Below are 26,021 nucleotides of genomic sequence, written 5' to 3' on the forward strand. Positions count from 1 at the left end.
TCCAACCCGGACCGGACCCGGGTACCGGAGCGGGCCACCGGCGCGCGATCGGGAAACGCAACCTTTTCCACCCCGAACACCTGGTTTGCGCAACTAAGGCGCACAACCGCCCCTTTCGCGCCGTACCCGTAGATCACCACGGCTGTTTGGCTGGTCCTTGCGCAGCGCCACCTCGCACACCACCGACCCTCCGGGTCACCTCTGTTCGCCTCTCTGCTGGAGGGAATGTGTCCACACCGGACAGCGTCATCGGTTCCGCCGTCGACGAGCCCGAGCCGGATCCGACCACCGACGGGGAGCTCACCAGTCTGAGCACCCGGGCGGCACGTCAGCTCGCCACGACCACCAAGTCCGAACCGCAGATGCAGGCCATCACCTCCCGATGGCTGCTGAAGACACTGCCGTGGGTGGACGTCAAGGGCGGCGCCTACCGGGTCAACCGGCGCCTCCAACTGCGCACCGGACGCGGCCGGGTGAGCTTCGAGCAGAACGGCGGGGACGACATCCGGGTCATCCCCGCAACCCTCACCGAACTGCCCATCCTGCGGGGTTACGACGACCTGGACGCGCTGACCCAGATCGCCGAGCGGTTCCAGGCCCGTGAAGTGCGCGCCGGGCAGGTGCTGTTCGAGGCCGGGCAGCCGGTCACCGAGACCTACCTGGTCGTGCACGGCCGGTTCATCCGCTTCGCGGCCGGCAAGTACGGCGAGGAGGAGGTCGTCGGGGTCGTCACCGACGGCGACCAGATGGGCGACGAGGCGGTCGGCCAGACCGACCCGCTGTGGCTCACCTCGGTCCGGGCGGAGACGGCGGGCGTGGTGCTGGCGCTGCCCTGGACGGTCGTCGAGGAGGTCATGGACCGGATGCCGTCGCTCGGTGCGCATCTCCAGGCGTACGTCGACCGGCAGCGGCTGCCGATGAACCGCAAGGGCGAGGCCGAGGTACCGGTACAGGCCGGCCACCGGGGTGAGCCGACCCTGCCGGGCGGCTTCGTGGACTACGAACTCGCGCCGCGCGAGTACGAGTTGTCGCTCACCCAGACCGTGCTGAGGGTGCACTCCCGGGTCGCCGACCTCTACAACAACCCGATGGACCAGACCCAGCAGCAGCTGCGCCTCACGGTCGAGGAGATCCGTGAGCGCCAGGAGTGGGAACTGGTCAACAACCGTGAGTTCGGACTGCTGCACAACATCGACTACGGGCAGCGGATCAGCTCCTTCACCGGCCCGCCGACCCCGGACGACATGGACGAGCTGATCTCCATGCGCCGCAAGACCAAGGTGATCCTGGCGCACCCCAAGGCGATCGCGGCGTTCTTCCGGCAGTGCAACCGGCGCGGACTGGTGCCCCCGAGCGCGAACATCGACGGGCACGAGATCCCGGCCTGGCGTGGGGTCCCGATCTATCCGTGCAGCAAGATCCCGATCAGCGACGACCACACCAGCAGCATCATCGCGCTGCGCACCGGCGAGGCCGACCAGGGGGTCATCGGCCTCTACCAGACCGGTATCCCGGAGGAGTTCCAGCCCGGCCTGAACGTCCGCTTCATGGGCGTCAACGAGCAGGCCGTCATCAACTACCTGGTCACTGCCTACTACTCGATGGCCATCCTGGTCCCCGACGCGGCCGGGATCCTGGAGAACGTCCAGCTCGGCCGCACCGCCGACTGACGGCCTGGAGCACAGTCATCATGACCACACCCACCACCCCCTACGTCCTGCCCGGGCCGCCGAACATCGCCCGGAGTCTGCGCCCGGCCAGGCGCACCGGGGCGGTCCCCGGACTGCACTACCGGCCGGCCGTGCCCGCCGACCCCGCCAAGGCCGCCGAGCTCGACCGCCGCCTGGAGGCCTGGGCCCGGGAGCTCGACCTGTTCCCCGAGGCCTGGAAGGGGGACTTCTCGGGCTTCCAGTTCGGCCGGGCCGTCGTACTCCAGCATCCGGGCGGTCTCGACCTGGACCGGCTCACCGTCGCCGGCAAGCTGCTGCTGGCCGAGAACATCGTGGACTCCTGTTACTGCGAGGAGGACGAGGGGCGCGGCGGATCCCGGCGCGGGCTCGGCGGCCCGCTGATCATCGCCCAGTCGGCGCTCGACCCCTACCACGGCATCCCGGAGCTGGAGGAGGAGTGGCGCGCCGGCATCCGGGCCGACGGTCCGCTGCGCTCGTACCACTTCGCCCTCGCGGACTTCGCCGGGTTCGCCACCCCGAGCCAGACCGGCCGGTTCGTGCACGACATCGCCCGGCTGCACCTCGGGTACCTGGGCGAGGCCGCGTGGATGGAGACCCGGTACATGCCACGGGTCTGGGAGTACCTGGTGATGCGGCAGTTCAACAACTTCCGGCCGTGTCTGTCGATCGTCGACGCGGTGGACGGCTACGAACTGCCCGAGCCGCTCTACGCCCGCCCGGAGATCCAGCGGATCACCGCCCTGGCCTGCAACGCGACCACGATCGTCAACGACCTGTACTCCTTCACCAAGGAGCTGGCGAGCGATCCGGACCACCTCAACCTGCCCCAGGTGGTGGCGGCCAACGACCGGCGCGGACTGAAGGCGGCCTATCTGAAGTCCGTCGACATCCACAACCGGATCATGGCGGCCTTCGAGGAGGAGTCGGCCGCCCTGGGCGCCACCTCGCCGCTGGTCGCACGCTACGCGGAGGGCCTGGCCGCCTGGGTCTCGGGCAACCACGAGTGGCACTCCACCAACACCAACCGCTACCACCTGCCCGACTACTGGTAGCACCGAGCCCATCCGAAACACCGTCAGAAACACTTCGAGGAGCAACTGTTGACCACCGCCCCTGTCGCTCGGAAGACCACCACGTCAGCCCCGGTGCCGACCCAGTCCCGGTACCAGAACAGCGTCGCGGAGTACTGGAACGCCGAGGAGAACCCGGTCAACCTCGAACTCGGAAAGATCGACGACCTCTACCACCACCACTACGGCATCGGCGAGGCCGACTGGTCGGTGCTCGACGAGACCGACCCCGAGCTGCGCAAGGAGCGCGTCACCAGCGAGCTGCACCGCCTGGAGCATGCCCAGGCCGAGCTGCTCGCCGGGCATCTCGGCCCGCTCGCCCCGGACGACCGGGTCTTCGACGCCGGCTGCGGCCGGGGCGGTGGCAGCATCGTGGCGAACCTGCGCTACGGCTGCCACGCCGACGGGGTCACCATCTCCGCCAAGCAGGCCGGCTTCGCCAACGAAATGGCCCGCAAGCGGGAGGTCGGCGACAAGGTCCGCTACCACCACCGGAACATGCTGGACACCGGCTTCGAGACGGGCGCGTACGCGGCCTCCTGGAACAACGAGTCCACGATGTACGTCGAGCTGGAGCTGCTCTTCGCCGAGCACGCCCGGCTGCTGCGCCGGGGCGGACGCTACGTCACGATCACCGGCTGCTACAACAACGCCTACGGGCAGGCCTCGCGCGAGGTGTCCCTGATCAACGCCCACTACATCTGTGACATCCACCCGAGGTCGGAGTACTTCCGGGCGATGGCCAAGAACCGCCTCGTGCCGGTCCATGTGGAGGACCTCACCGAGGCGGCCATTCCGTACTGGGAACTTCGCAAGCAGGCCGACCACCTGGTGACGGGGATCGAGGACGCCTTCCTCACCGCCTACAAGAACGGCAGCTTCCAGTACCTGCTGATCGTGGCCGACCGGGTCTGACCCGGCGAGGCGCAGGCGCGGGGCGGTGTCCGGAGACACCGCCCCGCGTCGCCGTGCGGGTCACTCGCCCGCGTACGCCTTCTTCAGCGCGGCGATGTCCAGCTTGCCCATCGCGTACATCGCCCGGGTGGTGCGGGTCGCCCGCTCCGGGTCGGCGTCGCCGATCATCTCGATCAGTCCCTCCGGGATGACCTGCCAGGACACGCCGTACCTGTCCTTGAGCCAGCCGCACGGGCCGGGCTCGCCGCCGTTCTCGGTGAGTTTGGTCCAGTAGTGGTCGACCTCCTCCTGGCCGTCGCAGTAGATCTGGAAGGAGATCGCCTCGGTGAACTTGAACTGCGGGCCGCCGTTGATGGCGACGAACTTCTGCCCGTTGGCCGTGAAGTCGACGGCCAGCACGGAGCCCGCCTCCCCCGGGCCGGCCTCGTTGTAGCGGCCGACCTTCCCGATGCTGGAGTTCTTGAAGATCGACACGTAGTAGTGGGCGGCCTCCTCGGCCTGGCCGTCGAACCAGAGACACGTGGTGAATCCGTCGGTGGTCATGGGCACCTCCTGGGAGCGGGGAACGCGGTCATCCGTACCGACCGGTGCGCTCCAGGAAACTCATCGGTCATCGCGCCGATTAAGGGGCGCGGGGCTGTGGTGTGTATGCGGCTGCGCCACGTGGGCGCGACCAGCCCGCACCGAGCCGCGGACAACGGACAACCGCACCTAGCATCCCCACCATGACCTCTTCGTCGCCGGACATCACTCCCTTCCGTATCTCGATCCCCCAGACCGACCTCGACGACCTCCACGCCCGCCTCGACCGCACCCGCTGGCCGGCCGAGCTGCCCGGCGCCGACTGGGCATACGGCGTCCCGATCCCCTATCTGCGGGAGCTGACCCGGTACTGGCGCCAGGAGTACAGCTGGCGCGCAGCCGAGGCGGAGCTCAACGCGTGGCCGCAGTTCACGACGACGATCGACGGCGCCCACATCCACTTCGCCCATGTCCGCTCCCCCGAGCCGGACGCCACCCCGCTGGTCATCACCCACGGCTGGCCGGGCTCGATCGTGGAGTTCCTGGACGTGGTCGGCCCGCTCACGGATCCGGCGGCGCACGGCGGGGATCCGGCAGACGCCTTCCATGTGGTGGTGCCGAGCGTCCCCGGTTTCGGCTTCTCCGGTCCCACCACGGAGTCCGGCTGGGAGGCGGGACGGGTCGCGGACGCCTGGGCGGAGCTGATGGTGCGGCTGGGTTACGAGCGGTTCGGTGCGCAGGGCGGTGACTGGGGCGCGGTGATCTCGCGGGAGCTGGGCCGCGCCCATCCCGATCGGGTGATCGGCGTGCACCTCAATCTGCTGCCGGGCGCCCAGCAGGCCACCGAGCCCACCGCCGAGGAACTGGCCGCCCTCGATGCCGAGGAGCAGGCGAACACCCTTGACTCGTGGCGCCGCTGGGCCGCCTGGTCCCGGGAGAGCACGGGGTACGCCGTCCTGCAGAGCACCCGCCCGCACACCCCCGGCTACGCGCTCACGGACTCCCCGGTCGGGCAACTCGCCTGGATCGTCGAGAAGTTCCGGGAGTGGACGGACTCCGAGGAGCTGCCGGAGGAGGCGGTGGACCGGGACCGGCTGCTGACCGACGTGATGCTGTACTGGCTGACCGGTACGGCCGCCTCGTCCGCCCGCATCTACTGGGAGCGGGCGCACGCCACCGGCCTCCGCGCCACCGCGCCCTCCCAGCCGTCGACGGCACCGACCGCCGTCGCCCTGTTCCCGGCCGAACCCCAGCGTCCGCTGCGGCACAAGGCGGACCGCACGGAGAACATCGTGCGCTGGACGGAGTTCGACCGGGGCGGGCACTTCGCGGCGATGGAGGAACCGGACCTGCTGGTGGGCGACGTCCGGGCGTTCTTCCGGCAGCTGCGGGAAGAGGACGCACGCTGAACCGCCGTCAGGCGACCAGGCACAGCCCGTTGTAGGGCCCGGGCGCCGGCCGGCCTGCGGCGGTCCTACGGGCGAACTCGGAGTGGACCAGGGACAGCAGGCCGCCGAGGTCGAGGCCGAGGGCATGGGCGGCGGCCGCGAGGACCTCGGAGGAGGCCTCCTTGCGGCCGCGCTCGATCTCCGACAGATACGGCATGGAGATCCGGGCCGCCTCGGCGACGTCCTTGAGGGTGCGCTCCTGGTCCAGTCGCTCCCGCCGCAGGACGTCTCCGACCAGGTCGCGCCAGAGGGGTTCCCTGGGCTCCGGGTCCGGCTGCCGCGGGCGGAGCGGGATGACAGGGGCGTGGTTCGGCGGTTGGCTGCTCACTCCGACAGCCTAAGAGCAGACGGGTTGCTGGACTGCGTCCGGCAGCTCATCGACTCGCGGTACGAGGGTGTGGTCACCAAGCGGTACCGGCACGAGCTGATCACAGCCGTACGGGTGGAATGGTGACCGCCCTTCCACCGAGCGTTACCGGCTGTTTTCCGCCACCTGGGTGGACGGTGCGCATACGGCACGTCACCCCGGGTACCCGACCGTCAAGCACGCATGGGATGTCCGACAGCGGGTACCCGGGCCAGGGCGATCAACTGGACAAGGCCGGAACGACACAGGCCGAAGAGGCACACGCCGTACCGTGACTTTCGTGGGGAGAGGGAATGAACACCGCCGGGATCCGGTCGGAAGCAGTGGACACCGCGCAGTATGTCGGGGGGCACTCGGCAGAAGGGACGCTGCCCGGAATAGAGGACCCGAAGACGGTCGCCCCGCGAGACGCGCGGGAGCTGTCCCGCCAGTTCTTCCGGCGGATCGGTGAGCTGGAGGAGGGTACGCCCGAGTTCCAGTACGCCCGCAACACGCTTATTGAAATGAACATGTCGCTGGTGCGGTTCGCGGCCGGACGGTTCCGCAACCGGGGCGACGACATGGAGGACATCGTCCAGACCGGGATGATCGGCCTGATCAAGGCCATCGACCGGTTCGAACTGTCGCGCGAGGTCGAGTTCACCTCCTTCGCGCTGCCGTACATCGTGGGCGAGATCAAGCGGTTCTTCCGGGACACCACCTGGGCCGTACACGTCCCGCGGCGACTTCAGGAACTGCGGGTCGAGCTGGCCAAGGCACGCGAGGAACTCTCCAGCCGCCTCGACCGGGACCCGACGGTCGCCGAGCTCGCCACCCTCATGAACCTCTCCGAGGACGAGGTGGTCGAGGGGCAGCTGGCCTCCAACGGTTACAACTCCTCCTCCCTGGACGCCGCGCTCACCGGGGACGGCCCCGAGGACGGCGAATCCGTGCTCGCCGACTTCATCGGCGTCGAGGAGGACGGGCTGCGGCTGGTCGAGGACTTCCAGTCGCTGGCCCCGCTCATGGCCGAGCTGAGCGAACGGGACCGGGAGATCATCCATCTGCGGTTCGTGGAGGAGGCCACCCAGGCGGAGATCGGCGAGCGGCTCGGCTGCTCCCAGATGCATGTCTCCCGCCTCATCAAGCGGATCATCGCGCGCCTGCGCCAGGGGATGCTGGGCGAACTCGGCTGCGCCTGACAGCGGACTCGACTCACGGGCGCTGCCCCGCACCGGCGCGTGGGGCAGCGCCCGTGGCGGTCCCGCGTCCGGGTGACCCGGTGTGCGTGTTCAGCGTTCAGCGCGTCGGTGTGAGCAGTGCCATCGGCGTGATCAGTGTCATCACTGCGCGAGGGGGACCAGCGCACGGACCCGCTTGCCGACCGGCACCCGCTCGGCGGTGACCTCGGCGGCCAGGGCGTGCACGATCTCCAGACCGTGCCGGCCGACCCGCTCGGGATCCCTGGGAAAACGCCGGGGCAACGCGGCACTGCTGTCGTACACGGAAACCAGCACCGCGCTGTCCGTACCCTCCAGTTCGAGGATGTACGGGCCGTTGCTGTGCCGGTCCGCGTTGGTGATCAGCTCGCTCACCACCAGGAGCAGCTCACCGTCGGCCCGGGGATCGATCGTGGCACACCACTCGGTTCTGAGTTGTTCCAGGAAGCGGGCCGTGAAGTCCCGCGCCTCGGCGATGCAGCCCGGTTCACCGGTGTAGTGCGCTGCCCGCCGCAGCGGCTCCACGGGTACGTCGAAGCCAGTCGGTATCACTGCCCCGCCCAGGTGTTCGATCATGCGTGTCTCTCCAGGAGGCCGGTGCCGGCCAGATCGCTGTTGCCACCATGCTCGTACCCCGAGTGTCGTCCCACAGTCCCCGGGGTGTCCGCCGACCGCACACAAAAGGCGTCACGCTGGTCACACCGCCGGGGAACCGGGGCCTTCGGACTGCGGGGGCACGGGGGCAGCCGAGCTGGGCGGGGCCTGCGGGGACACCGGGGCGGCCGAGGACACCGCGGACTCGGAGCCGGGCGACGCCACGGAGGGCGGCTGCGCGGAGGGCGGGGCCTCCGACTTGGGAGATTCCGGCGCCTGGGACTTCGGGGACTCCGTCTTCGGAGGCTCGGACTTGGGCGCCTCGGACTTCGGAGACTCCGTCTTCGGGGACTCCGTCTTCGGAGATTCACTCTTCGGCGACTCGGTCTTCGGCGCCTCGGACTTCGGGGACTCCGTCTTCGGAGACTCCGAGGAAGGCGACTCGGAGGACGGCGGCTTCGAGGACGGGGACTCGGACGAGGGCGCCTTGGAGGACGGCGGTTCAGAGGACGGCGAGTTCGACGAGGGGGACTTCGAGCCGGTGCCGGGGCTGGTGCCGGGGCTGGTGCCGGGGCTGGACGGTCCCGACGGGCCGGTGGAGGGCGACGGGCACGGCGTGGCGCCTGGCCGGCCGGTCCCGCCGGGCGTGGGCGGGCAGCCGTGGTGGACCGGCGGGTTCATCGGGTCCGGATCGGCCGGGGGCTTCGTCGGGCGGTCCTCGTGCCCGGTGTGGTCGCCCCGGTGGCGGCCGAACCAGTCGTCGTGCCTGTGGTCGAAGAGGACGAAGAGGTTCACGACCTGCGCGGCGGGTGCGACGACGACCACGTTCGAGGGCCGGTACCCGGACCAGGCGCTGCCCGTGGTCCGCGGGGGGTTCTTCTGCGCGACCGGCGGGGTCAGCGGGTTGCCGCACGCGCAGCGCACCTGGGGCACGCCGTGCCCGTCGACCAGGACGGCGGTGCCCGTCTGGAGGACGGACTGGTACGTGGTCGAGCCCCCGTCGCGGTAGCCGTGGGCGGTGACCCGGGTGTCCGCGCGCAGCTGTACGGGCGTGAGGGAGCGCAGGTAGGCGGGGACGCCGGAGGGCCGGACGCCGACCTGGGCGGCGAACGCCTTGTTGCGCGAGGGCGAGGCCTGGAAGTACCTGATCTGCTTCTCGATGTCGCAACTGCCGCTGTTCTTCGTACCGCTGTAGAGGCCGGGCGCCCCGCCGTCCACCCCGCGCACCTCGTTCGCGGGCACCGCCGAGGCCTCCGACGCGGCCGAGGCGGCGGACGACGCGGCAGGTACGGAGGATGCCGGTGCGCCAGAGCTCTTCGTGGCACTGGACTCGGTGAACGGGTCCTGCCCGGAGCTGTCGGCGGCCTGGAGGAAGACCTCGCCGCCCTTCCCGGAGCCGCCGCCCGGACGGGTGAAGACCACGGCCAGGACCGCTGCGACCACGACGGCGGTGGTGAGCATCGCGATCCGGCGCGCGGACCGCCACCACGGCTGGTGCGGCTGTCCGCCCTGGCTGCCGCCGCCTCCGCCGCCCGGCGGCTGGGAGGGCGGGCCGGGAGGTGGTCCGGAGGGCCCGGACAGCGGGCCGGAGGGCGGTCCTGTGGGGCGGCCGGATGACGGCGGTTCGATGCTCACGCTCATCTCCCCGTTGCGATGGACGGCATTCGCGGTAAACGGCTTTTGCGAAAAATGCCTCATTTGAAGCACAACGAGCCCAATGTGCGCCGGACCCGTACCGTCCGCAAGCCGACGCGGACGGCTCACCCGGCAGGCGGAGCGCCAAGGTGTTGCTTAGCGTGACAGCGTGAGCCCCCGAATCGCCTCCGCGCGGCCGGTGGCCGCGCCCGCCGGCCGGCCCGTCGCCCGGCACGGCTGGCCGCCTGCCCTGGCCGTGGTACTGGCCGCGCTGGTCGCCATGGCGGTGGTCGCCGCCGTGGGACTGTGGGCGGCGGGCGCGGCGGACCTGCCGAACGGCGCGTTTCTCCCGGTGGTGCTCGCGACCGTGGTGACGGCCGTCGGCGGCACCGTCGAACTCTCCGGCGACGCGGGCGACCTGGCCCGGACGAACGCCGGGCTGACCGTCGTACCGCTCTCGGTCACGCTGGTCGGTGCGCTGGTCGCCGCCGGAGGCTTTCTGCGACCGCTGCGGCACCGGGCGGTGGCCGGCGCCCGGGAGCTGGCCGGCTGGGCGGCCCGGATCGCGGTGCTGTGGCTGCTCGCGCTGATCGGGCTCGCGCTCGGCGCCCGGCACACCTTCGCCGTGAACGTGGGCAGCGGCACGCTCAGTGACCTCACCGACCTGCTGGACGCCGCGCCGAAGGTGGGCTTCACGACGGACGTGCCGCTCACCGTCGTGTTCGGGCTGCTGTGGCTGGCCGGGATCCTGCTGCTGGCGCTGCTGGTGTCGCGCGGGGCGCCGCTGCCGGGGCGGCTGCTGCGCTTCCAGACGTCGGTGCGCCCCGCGGCGTTCGCGATGGTCGTGCTCGTGCTGGCGTACGTCGCGCTGGCCCTGGTGGCCGCGCTGGTCGCGATGGTGACGCGCGGGCACGCCAAGGAAACCCTCGCGGTGATTCTGCTCGGGCTGCCCAACCTGGCGTGGCTGGCGCTCACGCTCGGACTCGGCGCCACCTGGCGGGGCCGGGTGGACGGCCCGTTCGGGCTGCCGGTGCCGCATGTCCTCGCCGAGGTGCTGCGCACCCCGGACGTCTCGACCCTGAATCTCCGTACGATCACCGCTCACGACGGCCGCTGGTGGTGGCTGGCGGGGGTGGCCGCGGTGCTGCTGCTCGCTGCCGGGTTCCTGATGGCGGTGCGCTCACCGGCCCGGGTCCGCGCCTGGCAGCACGCCCTGCACCTGGCGATCGCGCTCGCGCTGACGATGCTGACGCTCTGCCTGAGCGGCCGGGTCTCCGCCCACTACGGCCTCTCGCTGCTCGGCATCGGCGACCTGGGCGGCAATCTGTCGGGCGAGCTGCTGCTGACGCCGCGGCTGTGGTCGGCGGTGGGCCTGGGCGCGCTCTGGGGTCTGATCGCCGGGTTCCTGGGCGCCCTGCTGGCCGGCCCGGTGCGCCGTCCGGGTGAGGTCGCGGCCCGCAGACCCTGAGGCCTACCGCCCCCGCTCACCGTCCGGGGTCACCACCCGGGTCGCGTGGTGACCGGGGCCGTCGCCGCCCGGCTCAGCCCGCTCGGTGAGTTGCCGATCGGTGAGGTCCCGATCGGTGCCGCCCCCGTCAGTGACGTCGCGGTCGGTGACGTCGCGGTCGGTGAGGTACGTGGACAGCCGGCGTCCGTCGCCGTACAGCCAGCGTCCCTCGGCCGGGTCGTACAGCCACATGGACTCCCCGTCGACCACCACCCCGATGCGCAGTCCGTGCGTACGGCCCCGGAAGGACTCGCCGTCGAGGCCGCCGGCCAGGTCCTCGACGGCGTCCCGGTAGTCGGTGAGAGCCTGCGCGGCCAGGGCCAGCAGCGGGCGCGGGTCGGTGGCGTCGGCGGACGGGCCGCCGGTCAGGGGCGGGTCCCGGGGCACGGTGACCAGGTAGCGGCCGTCGACCCAGGCGGCCCAGCCGTTGGCGCAGCTGATGTGGGCCCAGTCGCCGCGCCGCTCCACGAGCTGCACCGGCAGCAGCGGGTCCAGGGGCACGGTCGGCCGGGCCGGGTCGGGGGCCTCCCAGGCGGACATACCGTCGGCCGGGACGACGTGGGTGGGCCGGAACCCTGGGCTCGTGGTCATCGCCTCGCCTACTTCCGCATCACGGCGGGTTCGTGCCGGCGCAGCAGCCGGGACAGCACACAGCCGAAGGCGGCGGACAGCAGCACCAGCATGACCATGTTGCGCAGCCAGACGCCCGCCGAGTGCCGGAAGAACGGGTCGGCGGTGAGCTGACCCGGCACGATCCGGTGCAGTTCGACGGTGCCGGCCATGGCACCGAGCGCCCACCGCGAGGGCACCAGCCAGGCGAGCTGTTCGAGACCGGGCACGCCGTCCAGCTTCAGCAGGGTTCCGCAGAAGACGACCTGGACGACGGTGAGCAGCACCAGCAGCGGCATCGTCACCTCCTCCTTGCGGACCAGGGCGGAGATCATCAGGCCGAGCATCATCGCGGTGAAGGAGAGCACGGCCACGGCGACGGTGATCTCCAGCAGGGGCGGCATCAACACCCCTTCGCCGCCGGGCGCGTTGATGTCGACACCGGCCAGGCCCACCTGGGTGAGCACGATCGCCTGGAGCACGGTGATGGTGCCGAGGACCACGACCTTCGACATCACGTACGCCGATCTGGGCAGCCCGACGGCTCTCTCGCGCTGGTAGATGACGCGTTCCTTGACCAGTTCGCGCACGGCGTTGGCGGCGCCGGTCAGCACCCCGCCCACGCACAGGGTGAGCAGCGCGTTCGTCGCGGTGTCGAAGGTGAGCTTGTTGCCGGCGACGGCCCGGGCCATCGCGCCCATGACGAACGGCAGTCCGATCATGATGGCGAGGAAGGTCCGGTCGGCGAGGAGGGCGGCGGTGTAGCGGCGCACCAGGGTCGAGAACTGGGCTCCCCAGCTGCGCGGGCGCGGCGGCGGGGGCGCGGCGACCGGGCCGGTGCGCGGTACGACGGGCTGCGCGCTGGAGTTCACGATGTACTTCCGGTGGTACGACGAGGCGCGGAACTTCCCCGCCCAGTCCCGGTCGGTGTCCCGCTCGAACGCCTCGAAGGCCACGGGCCATTCGTCGAAGCCGAAGAAGCCGAGGGCGTCGCCGGGCGGGCCGAAGTAGGCGGTCCGGCCGCCCGGCGCCAGGACCAGGAGGCGGTCGCAGACGTCGAGGCTGAGCACGCTGTGGGTGACGACGATGACGGTACGGCCGTCGTCGGCGAGGCCGCGCAGCATGTTCATCACCGAACGGTCCATGCCCGGGTCGAGTCCGGAGGTCGGCTCGTCGAGGAAGAGCAGGGAGGGCTTGGTCAGCAGCTCAAGAGCGACGCTGACCCGCTTGCGCTGCCCGCCGGAGAGGCTGTGCACGGGCTGCTCGGCGCGCTGTTCGAGGCCGAGTTCCCGGATGACCTCCTCGACCCGCGCCCGCCGCTCGGCCTTCGCGGTGTCCTCGGGGAAGCGCAGTTCGGCGGCGTAGGTGAGGGCGCTGCGCACGGTCAGCTGGACGTGCAGGATGTCGTCCTGCGGGACCAGGCCGATGCGCTGGCGCAGCTCGGCGTAGTCGCGGTAGAGGTCGCGGCCGTCGTAGAGGACGGTGCCGTGCTCGGCGGGGCGCTGGCCGGTGAGGGCACCGAGCAGGGTGGACTTGCCGGCACCGCTCGGCCCGACGACGGCGAGCAGGCACTTCTCGCCGACCGGGAAGGAGACGTGGTCGAGCAGGATCTTGCGGCCGCGGTCGACGGCGACGGTGAGTTCCTGGACGTCGAGGGAGACCTCGCCGGTGTCGACGTACTCCTGGAGCTGGCCGTCGACCAGACAGAACGCCGAGTGGCCGATGCCGACGACGTCCCGGGGGCCGAGCGGGGCGCGGATGACGGTGCGGCCGTTGAGGTAGGTGCCGTTGTGGCTGTCGAGGTCGACGATCTCGTAGCTGCCGTCGGGGTGGGCGCGCAGTTCGGCGTGGTGGCGGGAGACGACCAGGTCGTCGACGACGACGTCGTTGTCGGTGGCGCGGCCGATGCGGATGGTACGGGCGTGCAGCCGTCGTACCGAGGAAGGCTGCCGGAAGGTGCCGGTGCGGCTGGGCATCGAGACGGCGGAGGGGCGGTCCGGGGCGGGCGGCGGGCGGCCGACGAGGACGGCGCTCGGTCCGTCGGCGGGGCTGCCGAAGCGGATGACCGTGCCGGGGCCCACTTCCCATTCCCGGATGCGGCGGCCGTCGGCGTAGGTGCCGTTGGTGCTCTGCTCGTCCTCGAGGGTCCAGTGGCCCTCGCTGGGCCGCAGCACCGCGTGGTGCCAGGAGACCCGGGAGTCGTCGATGACGATGTCGCTGTACGGGTCACGCCCGACGTGGTAGTCGCGGCCCGGGCTCATCACCGTGGATCCCGTGTCGGTCTCCAGGACGAGTTCGGGCGCCGTCGAGGTGACCGGCCGCTCCGCCATGGCCAGAATTCTACAGATTTGTCAGCTCAAATGCCTTGCGGCCGCCCGGCCCGGCGGTTGTCACGTGTCAGGCCACGGGGACGACGAGGGCGGGGATGGTGCGCTGCATACGGAGGGCGTCCACGGACTCGGCGAGCAGTTCGTACTCGGTGGTGTCGTCCTGGACGGCGATCCGCACCAGCCGTCCGCCGGCCAGTTCGTCGGCGACGAGCTCCTGCCGGACCACGTCGGAACACCAGGCGCGGAGCAGACCGGGTACGTCCGAGACGGTCGCCCCCACCGGGACGAGTGCCCCCTGCGGAAATCTGGGGTTCTCGGGTAAGGGATCCAGCCGTTCCGCGATCCAGGAGGCCCGGTCCCGTAACCACCACAGTGCCAGGGCCAGGGTCGGCGCACGGTAGGTGCCGAGCGGAACGCCGATGCGCTGCCCGCCGCAGATGCCGTATGCCGTGACATGGCACAGGAATTCGTCGTGCACGATCACTCCCCCGTAGCTCGCCGGTGTGCCGTCGCGGCCGGTTTTCCGTGCGGCTCCTGTGCGGTGAAGTGCTCCTGACATTCGAGTATGTTCACTTTCGAAACACTGTCACCACGCCTTTCCGGCCAGTCTCTTGGCATATTCCGCCTGCGAATTGGCCGAAATGCGCCAGCTGTACGGTCCCGCCTTCATTACCCGAGGGGTAATCGACCCGTCACGCGGATCCGGGCATGGTGGTGTCAACGGGTCGCCGCAATCCGCGATCCACTCCCTGACCAGCAGTGACACCCTCGATGGAGGCTGATTCGCCATGTCCGTGAACACCGACCGTTACCAGACCGCCGCCGCCCGCTACTTCGAGGCCTGGAACGCTGCCGAGCCCGAGGCGCTGAGCAAGGCGGTCGCCGAGGCCTGGGCCCCGGAGGGCTCCTACACCGACCCGCTGGCCGAGGTCTCCGGGCACGCCCAGATCACGGCCGTGATCGCGGCGGCGCACGAGCAGTTCCCGGGTTTCGTGTTCCGTCCGCTCGGGGCCGTCGACGGCCACCACGACACCGCGCGCTTCGGCTGGGAGCTGGTGAACGAGGCCGACGGCTCGGCTCCGGTGGCCGGTTTTGACGTGGTCACGCTCAGCAAGGACGGCCGGATCCGGCAGGTGCTGGGCTTCCTGGACCGGGTGCCGACCGGGGCCTGAGCCGCGTCCACGGTGAGTTCCCGCGCTCGCGGCGGCCTCCTGCGCAGGAGAGACCACCGCGAGCGGAGGACCGCCTCGACGACGACGCCGATCACCGGTCGACGACGACGTCGCTCACTGGTTGACGACCGCGTCGCTCACTGCTTGACGATCGCCTCGATCCGGGCCAGTTCCTCGGCGTCGAAGTCGAGGTTGCCGATGGCGCCGACACAGTCCTCGACCTGCTGCGGGCTGCTCGCGCCGATCAGCGCGGAGGTCACCCGGCCACCGCGCAGCACCCAGGACAGCGCGAGCTGGGCCAGGGTCTGGCCGCGGCCCTTGGCGACCTCGTCGAGGGCGCGCAGCTGGGCGACCAGGTCCTCGGTGACCGCGTCCGAGTTCAGGAACGGGCTGTCGCTCGCGGCCCGGGAACCCTCCGGGATGCCGTCGAGGTAGCGGCCGGTGAGCAGGCCCTGCTCCAGCGGCGAGAAGACGATGGAGCCGACCTGGAGCTCGTCGAGCGCGTCCAGGACGCCCTCGGTCTCCGGGCGGCGGTCGAGCATCGAGTAGCGCGGCTGGTGGATCAGGAGCGGGGTGCCCAGCTCGCCGAGGATCCGGGCGGCCTCGCGGGTCTGTTCCGCCGAGTAGTTGGAGACGCCGACGTAGAGCGCCTTGCCCTGCTGGACCGCGGAGTGCAGGGCGCCCATCGTCTCCTCCAGGGGAGTCTCCGGGTCCGGGCGGTGCGAGTAGAAGATGTCGACGTAGTCCAGGCCCATCCGGGTCAGGGACTGGTCCAGCGACGACAGCAGGTACTTGCGCGAACCCCACTCGCCGTACGGGCCGGGCCACATCAGATAGCCGGCCTTGGTGGAGATCACCAGCTCGTCGCGGTACCCCGCGAAGTCCGCCTTCAGCGCCTCACCGAAGGCGGACTCGGCGGCGCCGGGCGGCGGGCCGTAGTTGTTGGCCAGGTCGAAGTGGGTGACCCCGAGGTCGAAGGCGCGGCGCAGGATGGCGCGCTGGGTCGTCACGGGCCGGTCGGGCCCGAAGTTGTGCCACAGGCCGAGCGACAGCGCGGGAAGCTTCAGACCGCTGCGGCCGCTGCGGCGGTACGGCATGTCGGCGTAGCGGTCGGGGTGTGCGGTGTACAACGCGACTCCAGAGGGGTGGGCACAGGATCTACCGGTTCCACTCTTCCCCGAGCCTCGACAGTGGTCCAACAGGAGAATCCGATGGAATTGTGCGGCTAGGCTTCTCAATCATGGAACTGCGCCACCTCCAGCACTTCGTCGCCGTCGCCGAGGACCAGCACTTCACCCGGGCCGCGGAACGGCTGCTGGTGTCCCAGTCGGGCCTGTCCGCCTCGATCCGGGCCCTGGAGCGGGAACTGCGGGCGCCCCTGTTCGTGCGCACCACCCGCCGGGTGACGCTCACCGAGGCGGGCCGGGCGCTGCTCGGTGAGGCGGAGCGCATCCTCGCACAGGTGCGGTCGGCGCACGAGGCGGTGGCCGCGGTGCAGGGCGTGCTGCGCGGGACGCTGGCGCTGGGCACCGAGCAGTGCATCGCCGGGGTGCATGTGGCGGGGCTCCTCGCCGCCTTCCGGCGCCGGCACCCGGACGTGGAGATCCGGCTGCGGCAGGCCGGTTCGGGCGCGCTCGCCGAGGAGGTGGCGGCGGGCCGGCTGGACCTGGCCTTCGCCTACCGCACCCAGGACGACACCGACCAGCTGCGCTCGGTGGCCCTGACCGGCGAGCCGATGACCGTGCTGTGCCATCCCAGCCACCGGCTGGCCGGGGCCGGCGCGGCGGTGGTCCCGGCGGACCTCGACGGGGAGGTGTTCGTGGACTTCCACCCGGACTGGGGCCCGCGCCGCACGACCGACTCGGCCTTCGCCGCGGCGGGCGTACGGCGCACGGTCGCGCTGGAGGTCAACGACGTGCACAGCCTCCTCGACCTGGTCGACGAGAACCTCGGCATCGCCGTCGTACCCCGGCACTTCCGGCACAAGCGGCCCTCGCTCACCGCGCTCACGCTCAAGGACACGGACGAATCCGCCTACGAGACGGTCGCCCTGCTGCCGCCCGAGACGGCCACCAGCCCGGCGGCCCGGGCGCTGATCACCCTCCTCGAAACAGGGGGCCTGGCAACACCCCCGGAGGGGGCCCACCCCTCCTGACCTCGGCCTCCCGTCGGCGCAGACTCATGAGCGTCCACAACGACGACGGGGAGCAGGGGACATGGCGGAACACACACGGCGTACGGTGCTGCGCGGCGCGGCGGGCCTGGCGGCGGCCACCGCGCTGGCCGGCCCGGCAGGGGCCGCGACGGCGGCGGCACGTCCGGCGACGGAATCGACGGAATCGACGGAATCGACGGGTCATCAATACCCGTTCCTCCAGGGCGCGTTCGCCCCGGTCACCGAGGAACTCACGGCCTTCGACCTGCCGGTCACCGGCCGTGTCCCGCGCGAGCTCAACGGCCGCTTCCTGCGCAACGGCCCGAACGTGCTGGGCCTGGAGGATCCGCGTGCCCACCACTGGATGCTCGGCGACGGCATGGTGCACGGCGTACGGCTGCGCGACGGACGCGCCGAGTGGTACCGCAACCGCTGGGTGCGCTCCTCCCAGGTGGCGGCGAAGCTCGGCGAGTCCTACCCGGGCCCGGTCCGGACGACTTCGCCTGCAACACGCATGTGATCCCCTACCGGGGACGGATCCTCGCGCTCCAGGAGAGCGGCCCGCTGCCGTACGAGCTGGACGGCGAGCTCAACACGGTGGGCGCCTACGACTTCCGGGGCACGCTGGAGGGTGCGTTCACCGCGCACACCAAGTACGACCCGATCGCCGGCGAGTTGCACGCGGTCACCTACTACCCGACCTGGGACCACGTCCGGCATCTGGTCGTGGACCCCACCGGCCGGGTCGCGCGCACCACCCGGATCCCGGTGCGGGACGCGCCGATGATGCACGACTTCGCGCTCACCGAGAAGCACGTGGTGGTCTTCGACATCCCGGTCACCTTCGACCCGGCGGCCGCCGAGGCCGGCGCCCTGGTGCCGTACGTCTGGAACCGGGAGCACCCGGCCCGGGTGGGGGTGCTGCCCCGGTCCGGCGGTGCGGTCCGCTGGTTCGGCGTCGACCCGGTGTTCTACTCGCACACCCTCAACGCATACGACGAGGGCGAGTCCGTGGTGATCGACCTGACGACGTATCCGGCGCCCTTCGACGTGGCCGGGAAGTTCACGGACGGACCGCACGCGGTGGGCACCGCGAAGCTCGAACGCTGGACGGTCGATCTGCGCCACGGCCGGGTCCGCAGGCGGACCCTGGACGACCGGCCGCAGGAATTCCCGCGCGTCAACGAGGAGCTGGTCTCCCGCCGGCACCGCTACGGCTACTCGGCGGCGGCCGCCGAGATGTCACTGGCGTATCTGGCCGGGGACGGCAACCCGCCGGACCACGCCTTCCCCAACGCCCTGCTCAAGCACGACTTCGCGCGCGGCACGGCCCAGGTGCACCGGCTGCCGAGGGGTGCGGCGGCGGGCGAGGCGGTGTTCGTTCCGGGCGAACACGCGGCCCAGGAGGACGACGGTTTCACACTCGCCTACGTCCACAACCCCGACCGCGGCGCCGCCGACCTGCTGATCCTCGCCGCGCAGGACTTCACCGGCGAGCCGCTGGCCCGGGTCCATCTCCCGGGCCGGGTACCGCTGGGGTTCCACGGAAGCTGGATTCCGGACGCATGACGAGCCGCGATACGCGATCGTGGTCGGATGCATGCAAGGGACATCCTCATCGACGGCTTCGGCCGCATCCAGGAAGAAGTCCACGCCGCCCTCGACGGCCTCGACCCCGACCTGCTCAACAGGCCCCCGGCCGCCGGCGCCAACTCCATCACCTGGCTGGTCTGGCACCTCACCCGGATCCAGGACGACCATGTGGCCGACGCCTTCGACCTCGACCAGGTGTGGCTGGCCCAGGGCTGGGAGAAGCGTTTCGGCCTCGACCTGCCGCCCCGTGACCACGGGTACGGCCACACCCCGGCGGAGGTCGCCAAGGTCACGGTGGACACCGGCGACCTGCTGACCGGCTACTACGACGCGGTGCACGAGCAGACCCTGGGGGTGCTGCGCGAGCTCCCCGCCAAGGATCTCGAACGGGTCGTGGACACCCGCTTCGATCCGCCGGTCACGCTGGGCGTACGGCTGGTGAGCGTCCTGTCCGACGATCTCCAGCACGTCGGACAGGCCGCCTATCTGCGGGGGCTGCTTCAGAGCACGGAGGCGTAACCCGGCAGGACGACGTCCTCGATGAGGGCCGTGCGCTCGTCGAACGGGATGAACGCGCTCTTCAGGGCGTTCACCGTGACCGTGCGCAGGTCCTCGGCCGTCCAGCCGGCCTCCCCGACCAGCAGGGACATCTCCCGGGTCATCGTCGTACCGGACACCAGTCGGTTGTCGGTGTTGAGGGTGACCCGGAAGCCCAGCTCCTTCAGCGCGGTGATCGGGTGTTCGGCGATGGAGGTGGCGCAGCCGGTCTGGAGGTTGGAGGTGGGGCACATCTCCAGGGCGATCCGGCGGTCGCGCACCCAGCTCGCGAGCCGGCCGAGCTTGTCGCCGGCGATGTCCTCGGTGATCCGCACACCGTGCCCGATGCGCTGGGCGCCGCACACCTGGACCGCCTGGTGGATGCTGGGCAGGCCGTGCGCCTCACCGGCGTGGATGGTGAAGGGCACGCTCTCGCGGCGCAGGTGCTCGAAGGCGGCGAGGTGGTCGGCGGGCGGGAAGCCGTCCTCGGCGCCGGCGATGTCGAAGCCGACGACACCGGCGTCCCGGTAGGCGACGGCCAGCTCGGCGGCCTCGCCGACCCGGTCGAACATCCGCATCCCGCAGAGCAGGGTGCCGACCCGGACCGGCGCGCCGGCGGCAGCGGTCTTCGCCATACCTGCGGCGAGCCCCTCCTGCACGCTCTCCACGACCTCGCCCAGCGTGAGTCCCCCCTTGACGTTCAGCTCCGGGGCGTAGCGCACCTCGCCGTACACCACACCGTCGGCGGCGAGGTCGAGCACGTACTCCTCGGCAACGCGCCGCAGCCCCTCCTTGGTCTGCATGACGGCGAGGGTGTGCTCGAAGGTGGCTATGTACCGCACCAGGTCACCGGAGTTGGCGGCCTCGAAGTACCAGGCGGCCAGCTCGTCCGGGTCGGTGGTGGGAAGGGTGTGACCGACCTCGGCCGCGAGCTCGACGAGGGTGGCGGGGCGCAGGCCGCCGTCGAGGTGGTCGTGCAGGACGGCCTTGGGGAGGCGGCGGATCACATCGGCGTCTACGCGCGTAGCAGTCATGGCGGGGTTTTCCTCGGCGGGTGATTCGGGGCGGTGGGTCAGTCGGTGGGCTGGAGCAGGTCCCAGCGGTTGCCGTAGAGGTCCTGGAAGACGGCGACACTGCCGTACGGCTCGTGCCGCGGCTCCTCCAGGAAGGTCACGCCGGCGGCGGTCATCCGGGCGTGGTCGCGGGCGAAGTCGTCGGTGTGCAGGAAGAACCCGACGCGCCCGCCGGTCTGGTCGCCGACCCGGGCGCGCTGTGCGTCGTCCTTGGCGCGGGCGAGCAGCACTCCGGTGCCGGGCCCCTCCGTCCCGGGCTCCACGACGACCCAACGGGAACCGTCCGGCCGCGGCGCGTCCTCGACCAGCCGGAACCCGAGAGCCTCGGTGTAGAAGCGGATCGCCTCGTCGTAGTCGCCGACGACGAGAGTGACCAGGGCGACGCGTCGCATGGGGGCCTTTCGGTGGAGCGGTTAGCGGGAGAGGTTATACGTAAAACTTGACCAACGCCAGTCGCTGCTTCCAAGGGACTGCGACTGGAGCGCCCCGTAGAGGGCGCGGGGCTGTGTCGATATGCGGCTACCGCCGCGTGGGCGCGACCGGCCACGGACGGCCCGCACCGTCCGCACGGCGCAACGGTTACCGCTCCGCCTCCCCCTGCGCGACCTCCACCCGATGATGAAAGTCGATCACCCCGGTCGCGGACGCGGCACACGACAGCCCGGCGCAAGCCGCGAGCAGCACCGCAACCCCGGAACCGGCCCGGCGCCGCCCCCGCGGCGCGGCCAGCAGCGCCGCCACCCGCCGCGGCACCGGCCCCGACGTCGCCCCCGACACGAACGCCGGACGCTCGATGCCCCCGCCCTGTCCCGCCAGCGCGGCCCGGGCGATCGCACGGGCCGTCAGCCGCCGGTCCCCCACCGCGCGGGCCGCGGCCTCGTCGGCGACCCGCTCCACGGCCAGCCGTACCACGTCCCGGACCCGCCGCAGCGCCGGATGGCAGTGCGCCGCGAGCTCCGCCGCGGCCAGGAAGAAGTGGTGGCCGCCGGCGTTGTGTGCCCGTTCGTGCGCGAACAGCGCCTCTCGTTCGGCCCCGTCGAGGCTGCGCAGCATCCCCGTGGTGACGACGATCCGGTGCGGCCGTCCAGGCAGCGCGTATGCGTCCGGACCCGGCGAGTCGACCACGCACAGGTCACCCGCGGCGGGTCCTCCCCCGGCCTCCGCACGGGCCGCGCGGAAGGCGCGTGCCTGCCGGAGCACCGACCGCGTGCCGGTCCAGGCGCAGAGGGCGAGAGCGCAGACCGAGAGGGCCGCGAGCGGCAGGGCGAAGCGGTCGGAGACCGTGTGCAGCGGCCGGACCAGCTCGCCGAGCGCGGCGAAGAACGGCAGCGTGAGCAGTCCGGTCAGGACGAACGCGCCGAGCGCGGCCAGGGTGCAGCCCGCGAGGGCGACGGCCGAGACGGTGATCACCCAGAGCGCGGCGGTGGGCGCCAGCCGGTCGAGGGCCCGCCGGGAGAGCGCCGGCAGCGCGAACGGCACCAGCAGCGGCAGGATCAGCAGCGCGGTCATGACGCCCCGGGCTGCTCGCCGCCGTCGAGCAGACTCCGCAGGACGCGCTCGTCGTCGGAGCTGAGCTGGGCGACGAAGCGGGCGAGCACGGTCTCCCGGTCGCTGTCACGGTCGAGTTCGCTGTGCATCCGCTTCGCGGTCAGGCCCTGCGCGTCCTGGACGGGGAAATAGGCGAACCCGCGGCCCTGACGGTGCCGGTCGACCACGCCCTTGTCGTGCAGCCGGGTGAGGATCGTCGTCACGGTGGTGCGGGCCAGGTCCGCGCCGAGGCTGCGCTGCACCTGTCCGGGGGTCTGGGGCACACCGGCGGCCCAGAGGGCGGCCATGACGCTCGCCTCCAGCTCACCGGCGGGCCGGCGTTCGTCCTTCGCGTCGACCATGGAAGGTTTGTCACCTCTTCTTCGTCCACAGTCCGGCAGACCGTCTACGTCAGTGTAGTCGGGCGGGCGGCCGGCACCGCCTGTCCGTCCGTCCATCGCGTTCCGCCCATCATGGGAGGCGGCGCGAGCGGGGAGGTGCCCCATCTTCTCGTCGGCCGGCGTACCGGGACCGGCGGCCGAGGCGCTGCGGGCCAGGACGGGTGGGGGACCCGCGCGGGGACAGCCCGTCGCACGCCTGATTCCGGATCCTGCCGTACGCGGTCCGGGCGTGGCACGAGGAGCGCAAAGCCGTGCGGCCGGCGTCCGATGCGGGGCGGGGTGTGGGCGGTCTGAGCCGGACCGTCAAACGGCCCTGGTGTGCAGGGCGTTCAGCTCGGTCAGCTCCTCCTCGGTGAACCGGATGGCGCCCGCCGCCACGTTCTCGGCCAGGTGGTCCGGGTTTCCGGTGCCGGGGATGGCGAGGACGTGCGGACCCTGGTGCAGGGTCCAGGCGAGTCGGACCTGAGCGGGGCTGGCGTCATGGGCGCGGGCGACCGCGAGGACGGCGTCGTCGTTCTCGGTGGCGCCGCCCGCCGCGGCCTCGCCGGCGACGGCGAAGAACGGTACGAAGGCGATGCCGCGTTCACCGCAGAGGCGGACCAGTTCGTCGGTGGCCGCGTCCCGCAGGTCGAGTCCCCAGCGGTTCTGCACGCACACCACGGGGGCGATGGCCAGTGCCTCGTCGAGATGGCGCGGCGTGACGTCGGAGACGCCGAGGTGCCGGACCAGTCCCGCCTCGCGGAGTTCGGCGAGGGCGCCGAAGTGCTCGGCGATCGAGTCCTGGCCCATCCGGCGGAGGTTGACGACGTCGAGGTGGTCGCGGCCGAGCTGCCGCAGGTTCTCCTCGACCTGCCCGCGCAGCTGGTCGGGGCGGGCGGAGGTGGCCCACTCACCGGAGTAGTCGCGGAAGGGACCGACCTTGGTGACGATGACCAGGTCGTCGGGGTAGGGGGCGAGCGCGGTGTTGATGAGCTCGTTGGCGGAGCGCAGTGCGGAGAAGTAGAAGGCAGCCGTGTCGATGTGGTTCACACCGAGTTCCACGGCCTTGCGCAGTACGGCGACCGAGCGGGTGCGGTCGCTCGGTGTGCCGCGGTGGAAGGCGACGTTGCCCGTCAACCGCATCGCGCCGAAGCCGAGACGGTGGACGGGCAGATCGCCGAGGCTCCAGGTGCCGGAGGTGTCCGCGGTGATCGTTTCGGAGGTCATCGACGGAGTCTGGCACACGGCAGCCGCGGGACGGGTCAGCAGTAGAGGTTGTTGCCCGCCGCGACACCGAGAATCTGTGTGAACTTCTGGTAGGCGCTCACTCGGCTCTGCACCTGCGCGGGGTTCTTGCCGTCGCACTCCAGGGAGCCGTTGATGGAGCGGATGGTCTGGCCGAAGCCGGCCTGGTTGACCATGGCGTTGTGGCCGGTCATGGTGCCGGGGCCGGTCTGGGTGTTCCAGTACCACAGGCCCGTCTTCCAGGCGACGGAGGAGTTGTTCTCGACCTGCCAGGGGTTGTTGAGGAGGTCGATGCCGAGCGCGTCGCCGGCCGCCTTGTAGTTGAAGTTCCAGCTGAGCTGGATGGGGCCGCGCCCGTAGTAGGCGGCCTGGCCGGCCGGGCAGCCGTACCACTGGCTGCGGTCGCAGTACGTCGGGTAGTTGGCGGTGTTCTGCTCGACGACGTACACCAGTCCGCCGGTCTCGTGACTGACGTTGGCGAGGAAGGCGGCGGCCTCCTGCTTCTTGACGGTGTCACTGCCGGTGTTGGCGAAGGCCGGGTAGGCGCTGAGCGCGGCGGTGAGGCCGCTGTAGCTGTAGAAGGAATTCCGGTTCGGGAACATCTGGTTGAACTGTGCTTCGCTGACGACGAAGCCGGCGGAGGAGGCTGTGGGGGCCGCCTGGAGCACCAGGGCGGAGCCGCCTATGGCGAGCGAGGTCAGGAGTGCGGCGATTCGGCGCCTCGATACGGATCAACTCCTTTGCGGAGCACGGCCGCGCCCCACAGAGGGGGAGCGGCCGCGGTGGGGGGTGTGAGGCACACCCAACTGCTTTGGTCTGTACCAGTCAAGGGTGTAGACCAGTCATTCAGGAGTGGATCTTCAGGCGGCGGTTTCCCCAATTGCGCCCGGAAACAGGCAAGTCGGACCTCGCCGACGCCCGGCACGGCAGCGGTCGGGCCCGGCGGCGTCACCACGCTGCCGGGCCCGGAGAGTCGGCGGATCAGCTCAGCGGCTTGGCGAGGACCGCCTTGCGGTGGCTGAACGTCTCGATGGAGTAGCGGCCGTGGTAGCTGCCCATGCCGCTCTCCCCCACCCCGCCGAACGGCAGGTCGGAGACGGTGAGATGGGCGACCGGGAGGCCGAGGCCGAGCCCGCCGGAGGAGGTCTCGGCGGCGATCCGGTCCCGGGTGTCACCGGACTCGCTGAAGACGTAGAGCGCGAGAGGCTTGTCGCGGTCGTTGATGAAGCCGATCGCGCCGTCCAGGTCCGGGACGGTGACGATGGGCAGGATCGGGCCGAAGATCTCCTCCCGCATCACCGGGGACTCGGGGTCGACGTCGGTGAGCACGGTGGGCGCGATGTACTTGGCGGCCCGGTCGGTGTCGCCGCCCAGAGCCACCCGGCCCGAGCCGAGCAGTCCACTGAGCCGGTCGAAGTGGCGCTCGTTGACGATCCGGCCGTACTCGCCGGACTCCTTGGGCTCCGTGCCGTACAACGCCTGCACAGCCTTGACCAGCTCGGGTTCCAGGGCGGCGGCCGTCTCGGCATCGGTCAGGACGTAGTCGGGGGCCACACAGGTCTGCCCCGCGTTCAGGAACTTGCCGCGCGCCAGGCGATCCGCGACCACCGCGAGGTCGACGTCCCGGTCGACGAACGCCGGGGATTTGCCGCCGAGTTCGAGAGCGACCGGGGTGAGGTGCTCGGCGGCGGCGCGCATGACGATCCGGCCCACCGTGCCGTTGCCGGTGTAGAAGATGTGGTCGAAGCGTTCGGCGAGCAGGGCCGTGGTCTCCGGGACACCGCCCTCGACGACGGCGACGGCCTCGGCGTCGAGACAGGCCGGCAGCAGCCGGGCCAGTGCGGCCGAGGTCGCCGGAGCCAGTTCACTGGGCTTGGCGACGACCGCGTTGCCCGCGGCGAGGGCGCCGGCCAGCGGGGCGAGCAGCAACTGGGCGGGGTAGTTCCACGGGGCGATGACGAGGACGACGCCGAGCGGGTCGTACTGCGTCCAGGCGCTCGCGTCGCCGCCCAGGTGTGCCGGGACGGGGGCGGACTCGGGGCGCAGCCACTCCGCCAGGTGGTCGAGGCTGTGGTCGATCTCCCGGACGGTGAAGTCGATCTCCGTGCGGTAGGCCTCGACGGCGCTCTTGCCCAGGTCGGCGTGGAGGGCGGCGGCCAGCTCGTCGCCGCGCTCCGTGAGCATGGCGCGCAGTCGGCGCAGCTGATCGGTGCGCCACTCGAGGGGCTTGGTGCGGCCGGTGCGGAAGGTGGCACGCAGCCGGGCGACGACGTCGGCGGGCTGCTCGGGGGTGGACTGGTTCACGGATGCCTCGCTGGTGGTGCGTACGGGCCTGACGGCCCGGCTGGGTGTCGATCACTCGGATGCATAATGCAACCTTTCAGAGGCCGAAGTAAATTCCGCCACCACGGAACCACTTTCCGCCCTGCCCGGCTCACCCTGCCGTGGACAC

Annotated in this window: 24 protein-coding genes and 2 pseudogenes; 11 read left to right on the forward strand and 15 right to left on the reverse strand. The window is 71.2% G+C overall.

Annotated elements, in window-relative coordinates; genetic code table 11:
• Window positions 1-227 precede the first annotated feature (227 nt).
• Genes ACWGJB_RS35505 through ACWGJB_RS35515 form a run of 3 tightly spaced genes read left to right on the forward strand, consistent with a single transcriptional unit; the run spans window position 228 to window position 3,676 of the window.
• Entirely contained in the window at window positions 228-1,670 is a 1,443-nt protein-coding gene (locus tag ACWGJB_RS35505; protein ID WP_453384156.1) for a family 2B encapsulin nanocompartment shell protein, read from the forward strand.
• 20 nt (window positions 1,671-1,690) lie between these two features.
• The gene (locus tag ACWGJB_RS35510; RefSeq protein ID WP_453384157.1) at window positions 1,691-2,743 is read left to right on the forward strand and encodes a family 2 encapsulin nanocompartment cargo protein terpene cyclase; all 1,053 of its coding nucleotides are present in this window, start codon (window positions 1,691-1,693) and stop codon (window positions 2,741-2,743) included.
• Between the two features lie 48 nt (window positions 2,744-2,791).
• Window positions 2,792-3,676 carry a geranyl diphosphate 2-C-methyltransferase gene (locus ACWGJB_RS35515; protein WP_453384158.1) on the forward strand — a complete coding sequence of 295 codons (885 nt, stop codon included), beginning with the start codon at window positions 2,792-2,794 and terminating at the stop codon, window positions 3,674-3,676.
• A 60-nt stretch (window positions 3,677-3,736) separates the two neighbouring features.
• Here the strand turns inward: ACWGJB_RS35515 and ACWGJB_RS35520 are convergent, their stop codons facing one another.
• A complete protein-coding gene (locus tag ACWGJB_RS35520; protein ID WP_453384159.1) occupies window positions 3,737-4,219 on the reverse strand; it encodes a VOC family protein in 483 nt (160 codons plus the stop codon).
• A gap of 182 nt (window positions 4,220-4,401) precedes the next feature.
• On the opposite strand from ACWGJB_RS35520, the gene ACWGJB_RS35525 reads away from it, so the two are divergent.
• Window positions 4,402-5,607, forward strand: coding sequence for an epoxide hydrolase family protein (locus ACWGJB_RS35525; RefSeq protein ID WP_453384160.1), 1,206 nt, complete (start codon window positions 4,402-4,404; stop codon window positions 5,605-5,607).
• Window positions 5,608-5,614: 7 nt separating this feature from the next.
• On the opposite strand, the gene ACWGJB_RS35530 is transcribed toward ACWGJB_RS35525, so the two are convergent.
• Window positions 5,615-5,974: a helix-turn-helix domain-containing protein gene (locus ACWGJB_RS35530; protein ID WP_453384161.1), complete on the reverse strand. Its 360-nt coding sequence runs from the start codon at window positions 5,972-5,974 to the stop codon at window positions 5,615-5,617.
• A 332-nt stretch (window positions 5,975-6,306) separates the two neighbouring features.
• Between ACWGJB_RS35530 and ACWGJB_RS35535 the strand changes: the two genes are divergently transcribed.
• Window positions 6,307-7,194: an RNA polymerase sigma factor SigF gene (locus ACWGJB_RS35535; protein ID WP_453384162.1), complete on the forward strand. Its 888-nt coding sequence runs from the start codon at window positions 6,307-6,309 to the stop codon at window positions 7,192-7,194.
• Between the two features lie 141 nt (window positions 7,195-7,335).
• On the opposite strand, the gene ACWGJB_RS35540 is transcribed toward ACWGJB_RS35535, so the two are convergent.
• Together ACWGJB_RS35540 and ACWGJB_RS35545 are read right to left on the reverse strand one after the other, a co-directional pair.
• Window positions 7,336-7,788 (reverse strand): ATP-binding protein, encoded by a 453-nt coding sequence (locus ACWGJB_RS35540; RefSeq protein WP_453384163.1) that lies wholly within the window; start codon window positions 7,786-7,788, stop codon window positions 7,336-7,338.
• A 408-nt stretch (window positions 7,789-8,196) separates the two neighbouring features.
• Window positions 8,197-9,441 (reverse strand): annotated as a pseudogene (locus ACWGJB_RS35545) (DUF6777 domain-containing protein); the annotation flags it as partial.
• A gap of 169 nt (window positions 9,442-9,610) precedes the next feature.
• On the opposite strand from ACWGJB_RS35545, the gene ACWGJB_RS35550 reads away from it, so the two are divergent.
• Window positions 9,611-10,909, forward strand: coding sequence for a streptophobe family protein (locus ACWGJB_RS35550; RefSeq protein WP_453384164.1), 1,299 nt, complete (start codon window positions 9,611-9,613; stop codon window positions 10,907-10,909).
• Window positions 10,910-10,912: 3 nt separating this feature from the next.
• On the opposite strand, the gene ACWGJB_RS35555 is transcribed toward ACWGJB_RS35550, so the two are convergent.
• From ACWGJB_RS35555 to ACWGJB_RS35565, 3 genes are all read right to left on the reverse strand, one after another.
• Window positions 10,913-11,539, reverse strand: a complete 627-nt coding sequence (locus ACWGJB_RS35555; RefSeq protein ID WP_453384165.1) for a hypothetical protein — start codon at window positions 11,537-11,539, stop codon at window positions 10,913-10,915.
• Window positions 11,540-11,547: 8 nt separating this feature from the next.
• Complete coding sequence (locus ACWGJB_RS35560; protein WP_453384166.1) at window positions 11,548-13,887, reverse strand: FHA domain-containing protein; 2,340 nt, start codon at window positions 13,885-13,887, stop codon at window positions 11,548-11,550.
• A 67-nt stretch (window positions 13,888-13,954) separates the two neighbouring features.
• On the reverse strand, window positions 13,955-14,365 hold the full coding sequence (locus ACWGJB_RS35565; RefSeq protein ID WP_453384167.1) for a hypothetical protein: 411 nt from the start codon (window positions 14,363-14,365) through the stop codon (window positions 13,955-13,957).
• 310 nt (window positions 14,366-14,675) lie between these two features.
• Between ACWGJB_RS35565 and ACWGJB_RS35570 the strand changes: the two genes are divergently transcribed.
• Window positions 14,676-15,059 carry a nuclear transport factor 2 family protein gene (locus ACWGJB_RS35570; protein WP_453384168.1) on the forward strand — a complete coding sequence of 128 codons (384 nt, stop codon included), beginning with the start codon at window positions 14,676-14,678 and terminating at the stop codon, window positions 15,057-15,059.
• 137 nt (window positions 15,060-15,196) lie between these two features.
• On the opposite strand, the gene mgrA is transcribed toward ACWGJB_RS35570, so the two are convergent.
• On the reverse strand, window positions 15,197-16,189 hold the full coding sequence (mgrA, locus tag ACWGJB_RS35575) for an L-glyceraldehyde 3-phosphate reductase (protein ID WP_453384169.1): 993 nt from the start codon (window positions 16,187-16,189) through the stop codon (window positions 15,197-15,199).
• 110 nt (window positions 16,190-16,299) lie between these two features.
• Here mgrA and ACWGJB_RS35580 point away from each other — a divergent pair, with 110 nt between their 5' ends.
• The 4 genes from ACWGJB_RS35580 (at window position 16,300) to ACWGJB_RS35595 (ending at window position 19,326) form a co-directional block, all read left to right on the forward strand.
• On the forward strand, window positions 16,300-17,214 hold the full coding sequence (locus ACWGJB_RS35580) for a LysR family transcriptional regulator (RefSeq protein ID WP_453384170.1): 915 nt from the start codon (window positions 16,300-16,302) through the stop codon (window positions 17,212-17,214).
• A 61-nt stretch (window positions 17,215-17,275) separates the two neighbouring features.
• Window positions 17,276-17,734, forward strand: a complete 459-nt coding sequence (locus ACWGJB_RS35585; RefSeq protein WP_453384171.1) for a carotenoid oxygenase family protein — start codon at window positions 17,276-17,278, stop codon at window positions 17,732-17,734.
• Complete coding sequence (locus ACWGJB_RS35590) at window positions 17,731-18,783, forward strand: carotenoid oxygenase family protein (protein WP_453384172.1); 1,053 nt, start codon at window positions 17,731-17,733, stop codon at window positions 18,781-18,783. The genes ACWGJB_RS35585 and ACWGJB_RS35590 overlap by 4 nt, the downstream gene beginning before the upstream one ends.
• Window positions 18,784-18,810: 27 nt before the next feature.
• Entirely contained in the window at window positions 18,811-19,326 is a 516-nt protein-coding gene (locus tag ACWGJB_RS35595) for a mycothiol transferase (RefSeq protein ID WP_453384173.1), read from the forward strand.
• Here ACWGJB_RS35595 and ACWGJB_RS35600 read toward each other — a convergent pair.
• The 7 genes and pseudogenes from ACWGJB_RS35600 to ACWGJB_RS35630 form a co-directional block, all read right to left on the reverse strand.
• Complete coding sequence (locus ACWGJB_RS35600) at window positions 19,308-20,378, reverse strand: adenosine deaminase (RefSeq protein WP_453384174.1); 1,071 nt, start codon at window positions 20,376-20,378, stop codon at window positions 19,308-19,310. The two genes, ACWGJB_RS35595 and ACWGJB_RS35600, sit on opposite strands and share 19 nt — an antisense overlap.
• A gap of 38 nt (window positions 20,379-20,416) precedes the next feature.
• Window positions 20,417-20,809, reverse strand: coding sequence for a VOC family protein (locus tag ACWGJB_RS35605; protein WP_453384175.1), 393 nt, complete (start codon window positions 20,807-20,809; stop codon window positions 20,417-20,419).
• A gap of 187 nt (window positions 20,810-20,996) precedes the next feature.
• Window positions 20,997-21,926: a M56 family metallopeptidase gene (locus ACWGJB_RS35610; protein ID WP_453384176.1), complete on the reverse strand. Its 930-nt coding sequence runs from the start codon at window positions 21,924-21,926 to the stop codon at window positions 20,997-20,999.
• Window positions 21,923-22,306: a BlaI/MecI/CopY family transcriptional regulator gene (locus tag ACWGJB_RS35615; protein WP_453384177.1), complete on the reverse strand. Its 384-nt coding sequence runs from the start codon at window positions 22,304-22,306 to the stop codon at window positions 21,923-21,925. Before ACWGJB_RS35615 ends, ACWGJB_RS35610 begins: the two co-directional genes overlap by 4 nt.
• A gap of 342 nt (window positions 22,307-22,648) precedes the next feature.
• The gene (locus ACWGJB_RS35620) at window positions 22,649-23,551 is read right to left on the reverse strand and encodes an oxidoreductase (protein ID WP_453384178.1); all 903 of its coding nucleotides are present in this window, start codon (window positions 23,549-23,551) and stop codon (window positions 22,649-22,651) included.
• 35 nt (window positions 23,552-23,586) lie between these two features.
• On the reverse strand, window positions 23,587-24,255 hold the full coding sequence (locus ACWGJB_RS35625) for a chitinase (RefSeq protein ID WP_453384274.1): 669 nt from the start codon (window positions 24,253-24,255) through the stop codon (window positions 23,587-23,589).
• Between the two features lie 295 nt (window positions 24,256-24,550).
• A pseudogene (locus ACWGJB_RS35630) lies at window positions 24,551-25,924 on the reverse strand (aldehyde dehydrogenase family protein); the annotation flags it as partial.
• Window positions 25,925-26,021: the final 97 nt, after the last annotated feature.

Source organism: Streptomyces sp. NPDC054813 (assembly GCF_053611365.1).

Bases quoted from the DNA above. Each gene is read 5' to 3' on its own strand.
- ACWGJB_RS35560 (WP_453384166.1), bottom strand. From the start codon at position 13,887: ATGGCGGAGCGGCCGGTCACCTCGACGGCGCCCGAACTCGTCCTGGAG.
- ACWGJB_RS35525 (WP_453384160.1), top strand. From the start codon at position 4,402: ATGACCTCTTCGTCGCCGGACATCACTCCCTTCCGTATCTCGATCCCC.
- ACWGJB_RS35615 (WP_453384177.1), bottom strand. From the start codon at position 22,306: ATGGTCGACGCGAAGGACGAACGCCGGCCCGCCGGTGAGCTGGAGGCG.
- ACWGJB_RS35595 (WP_453384173.1), top strand. From the start codon at position 18,811: ATGCATGCAAGGGACATCCTCATCGACGGCTTCGGCCGCATCCAGGAA.
- ACWGJB_RS35585 (WP_453384171.1), top strand. From the start codon at position 17,276: ATGGCGGAACACACACGGCGTACGGTGCTGCGCGGCGCGGCGGGCCTG.
- ACWGJB_RS35520 (WP_453384159.1), bottom strand. From the start codon at position 4,219: ATGACCACCGACGGATTCACCACGTGTCTCTGGTTCGACGGCCAGGCC.
- ACWGJB_RS35620 (WP_453384178.1), bottom strand. From the start codon at position 23,551: ATGACCTCCGAAACGATCACCGCGGACACCTCCGGCACCTGGAGCCTC.
- ACWGJB_RS35540 (WP_453384163.1), bottom strand. From the start codon at position 7,788: ATGATCGAACACCTGGGCGGGGCAGTGATACCGACTGGCTTCGACGTA.
- ACWGJB_RS35580 (WP_453384170.1), top strand. From the start codon at position 16,300: ATGGAACTGCGCCACCTCCAGCACTTCGTCGCCGTCGCCGAGGACCAG.
- ACWGJB_RS35535 (WP_453384162.1), top strand. From the start codon at position 6,307: ATGAACACCGCCGGGATCCGGTCGGAAGCAGTGGACACCGCGCAGTAT.
- ACWGJB_RS35510 (WP_453384157.1), top strand. From the start codon at position 1,691: ATGACCACACCCACCACCCCCTACGTCCTGCCCGGGCCGCCGAACATC.
- ACWGJB_RS35610 (WP_453384176.1), bottom strand. From the start codon at position 21,926: ATGACCGCGCTGCTGATCCTGCCGCTGCTGGTGCCGTTCGCGCTGCCG.
- ACWGJB_RS35605 (WP_453384175.1), bottom strand. From the start codon at position 20,809: ATGCGACGCGTCGCCCTGGTCACTCTCGTCGTCGGCGACTACGACGAG.
- ACWGJB_RS35570 (WP_453384168.1), top strand. From the start codon at position 14,676: ATGTCCGTGAACACCGACCGTTACCAGACCGCCGCCGCCCGCTACTTC.
- ACWGJB_RS35600 (WP_453384174.1), bottom strand. From the start codon at position 20,378: ATGACTGCTACGCGCGTAGACGCCGATGTGATCCGCCGCCTCCCCAAG.
- ACWGJB_RS35555 (WP_453384165.1), bottom strand. From the start codon at position 11,539: ATGACCACGAGCCCAGGGTTCCGGCCCACCCACGTCGTCCCGGCCGAC.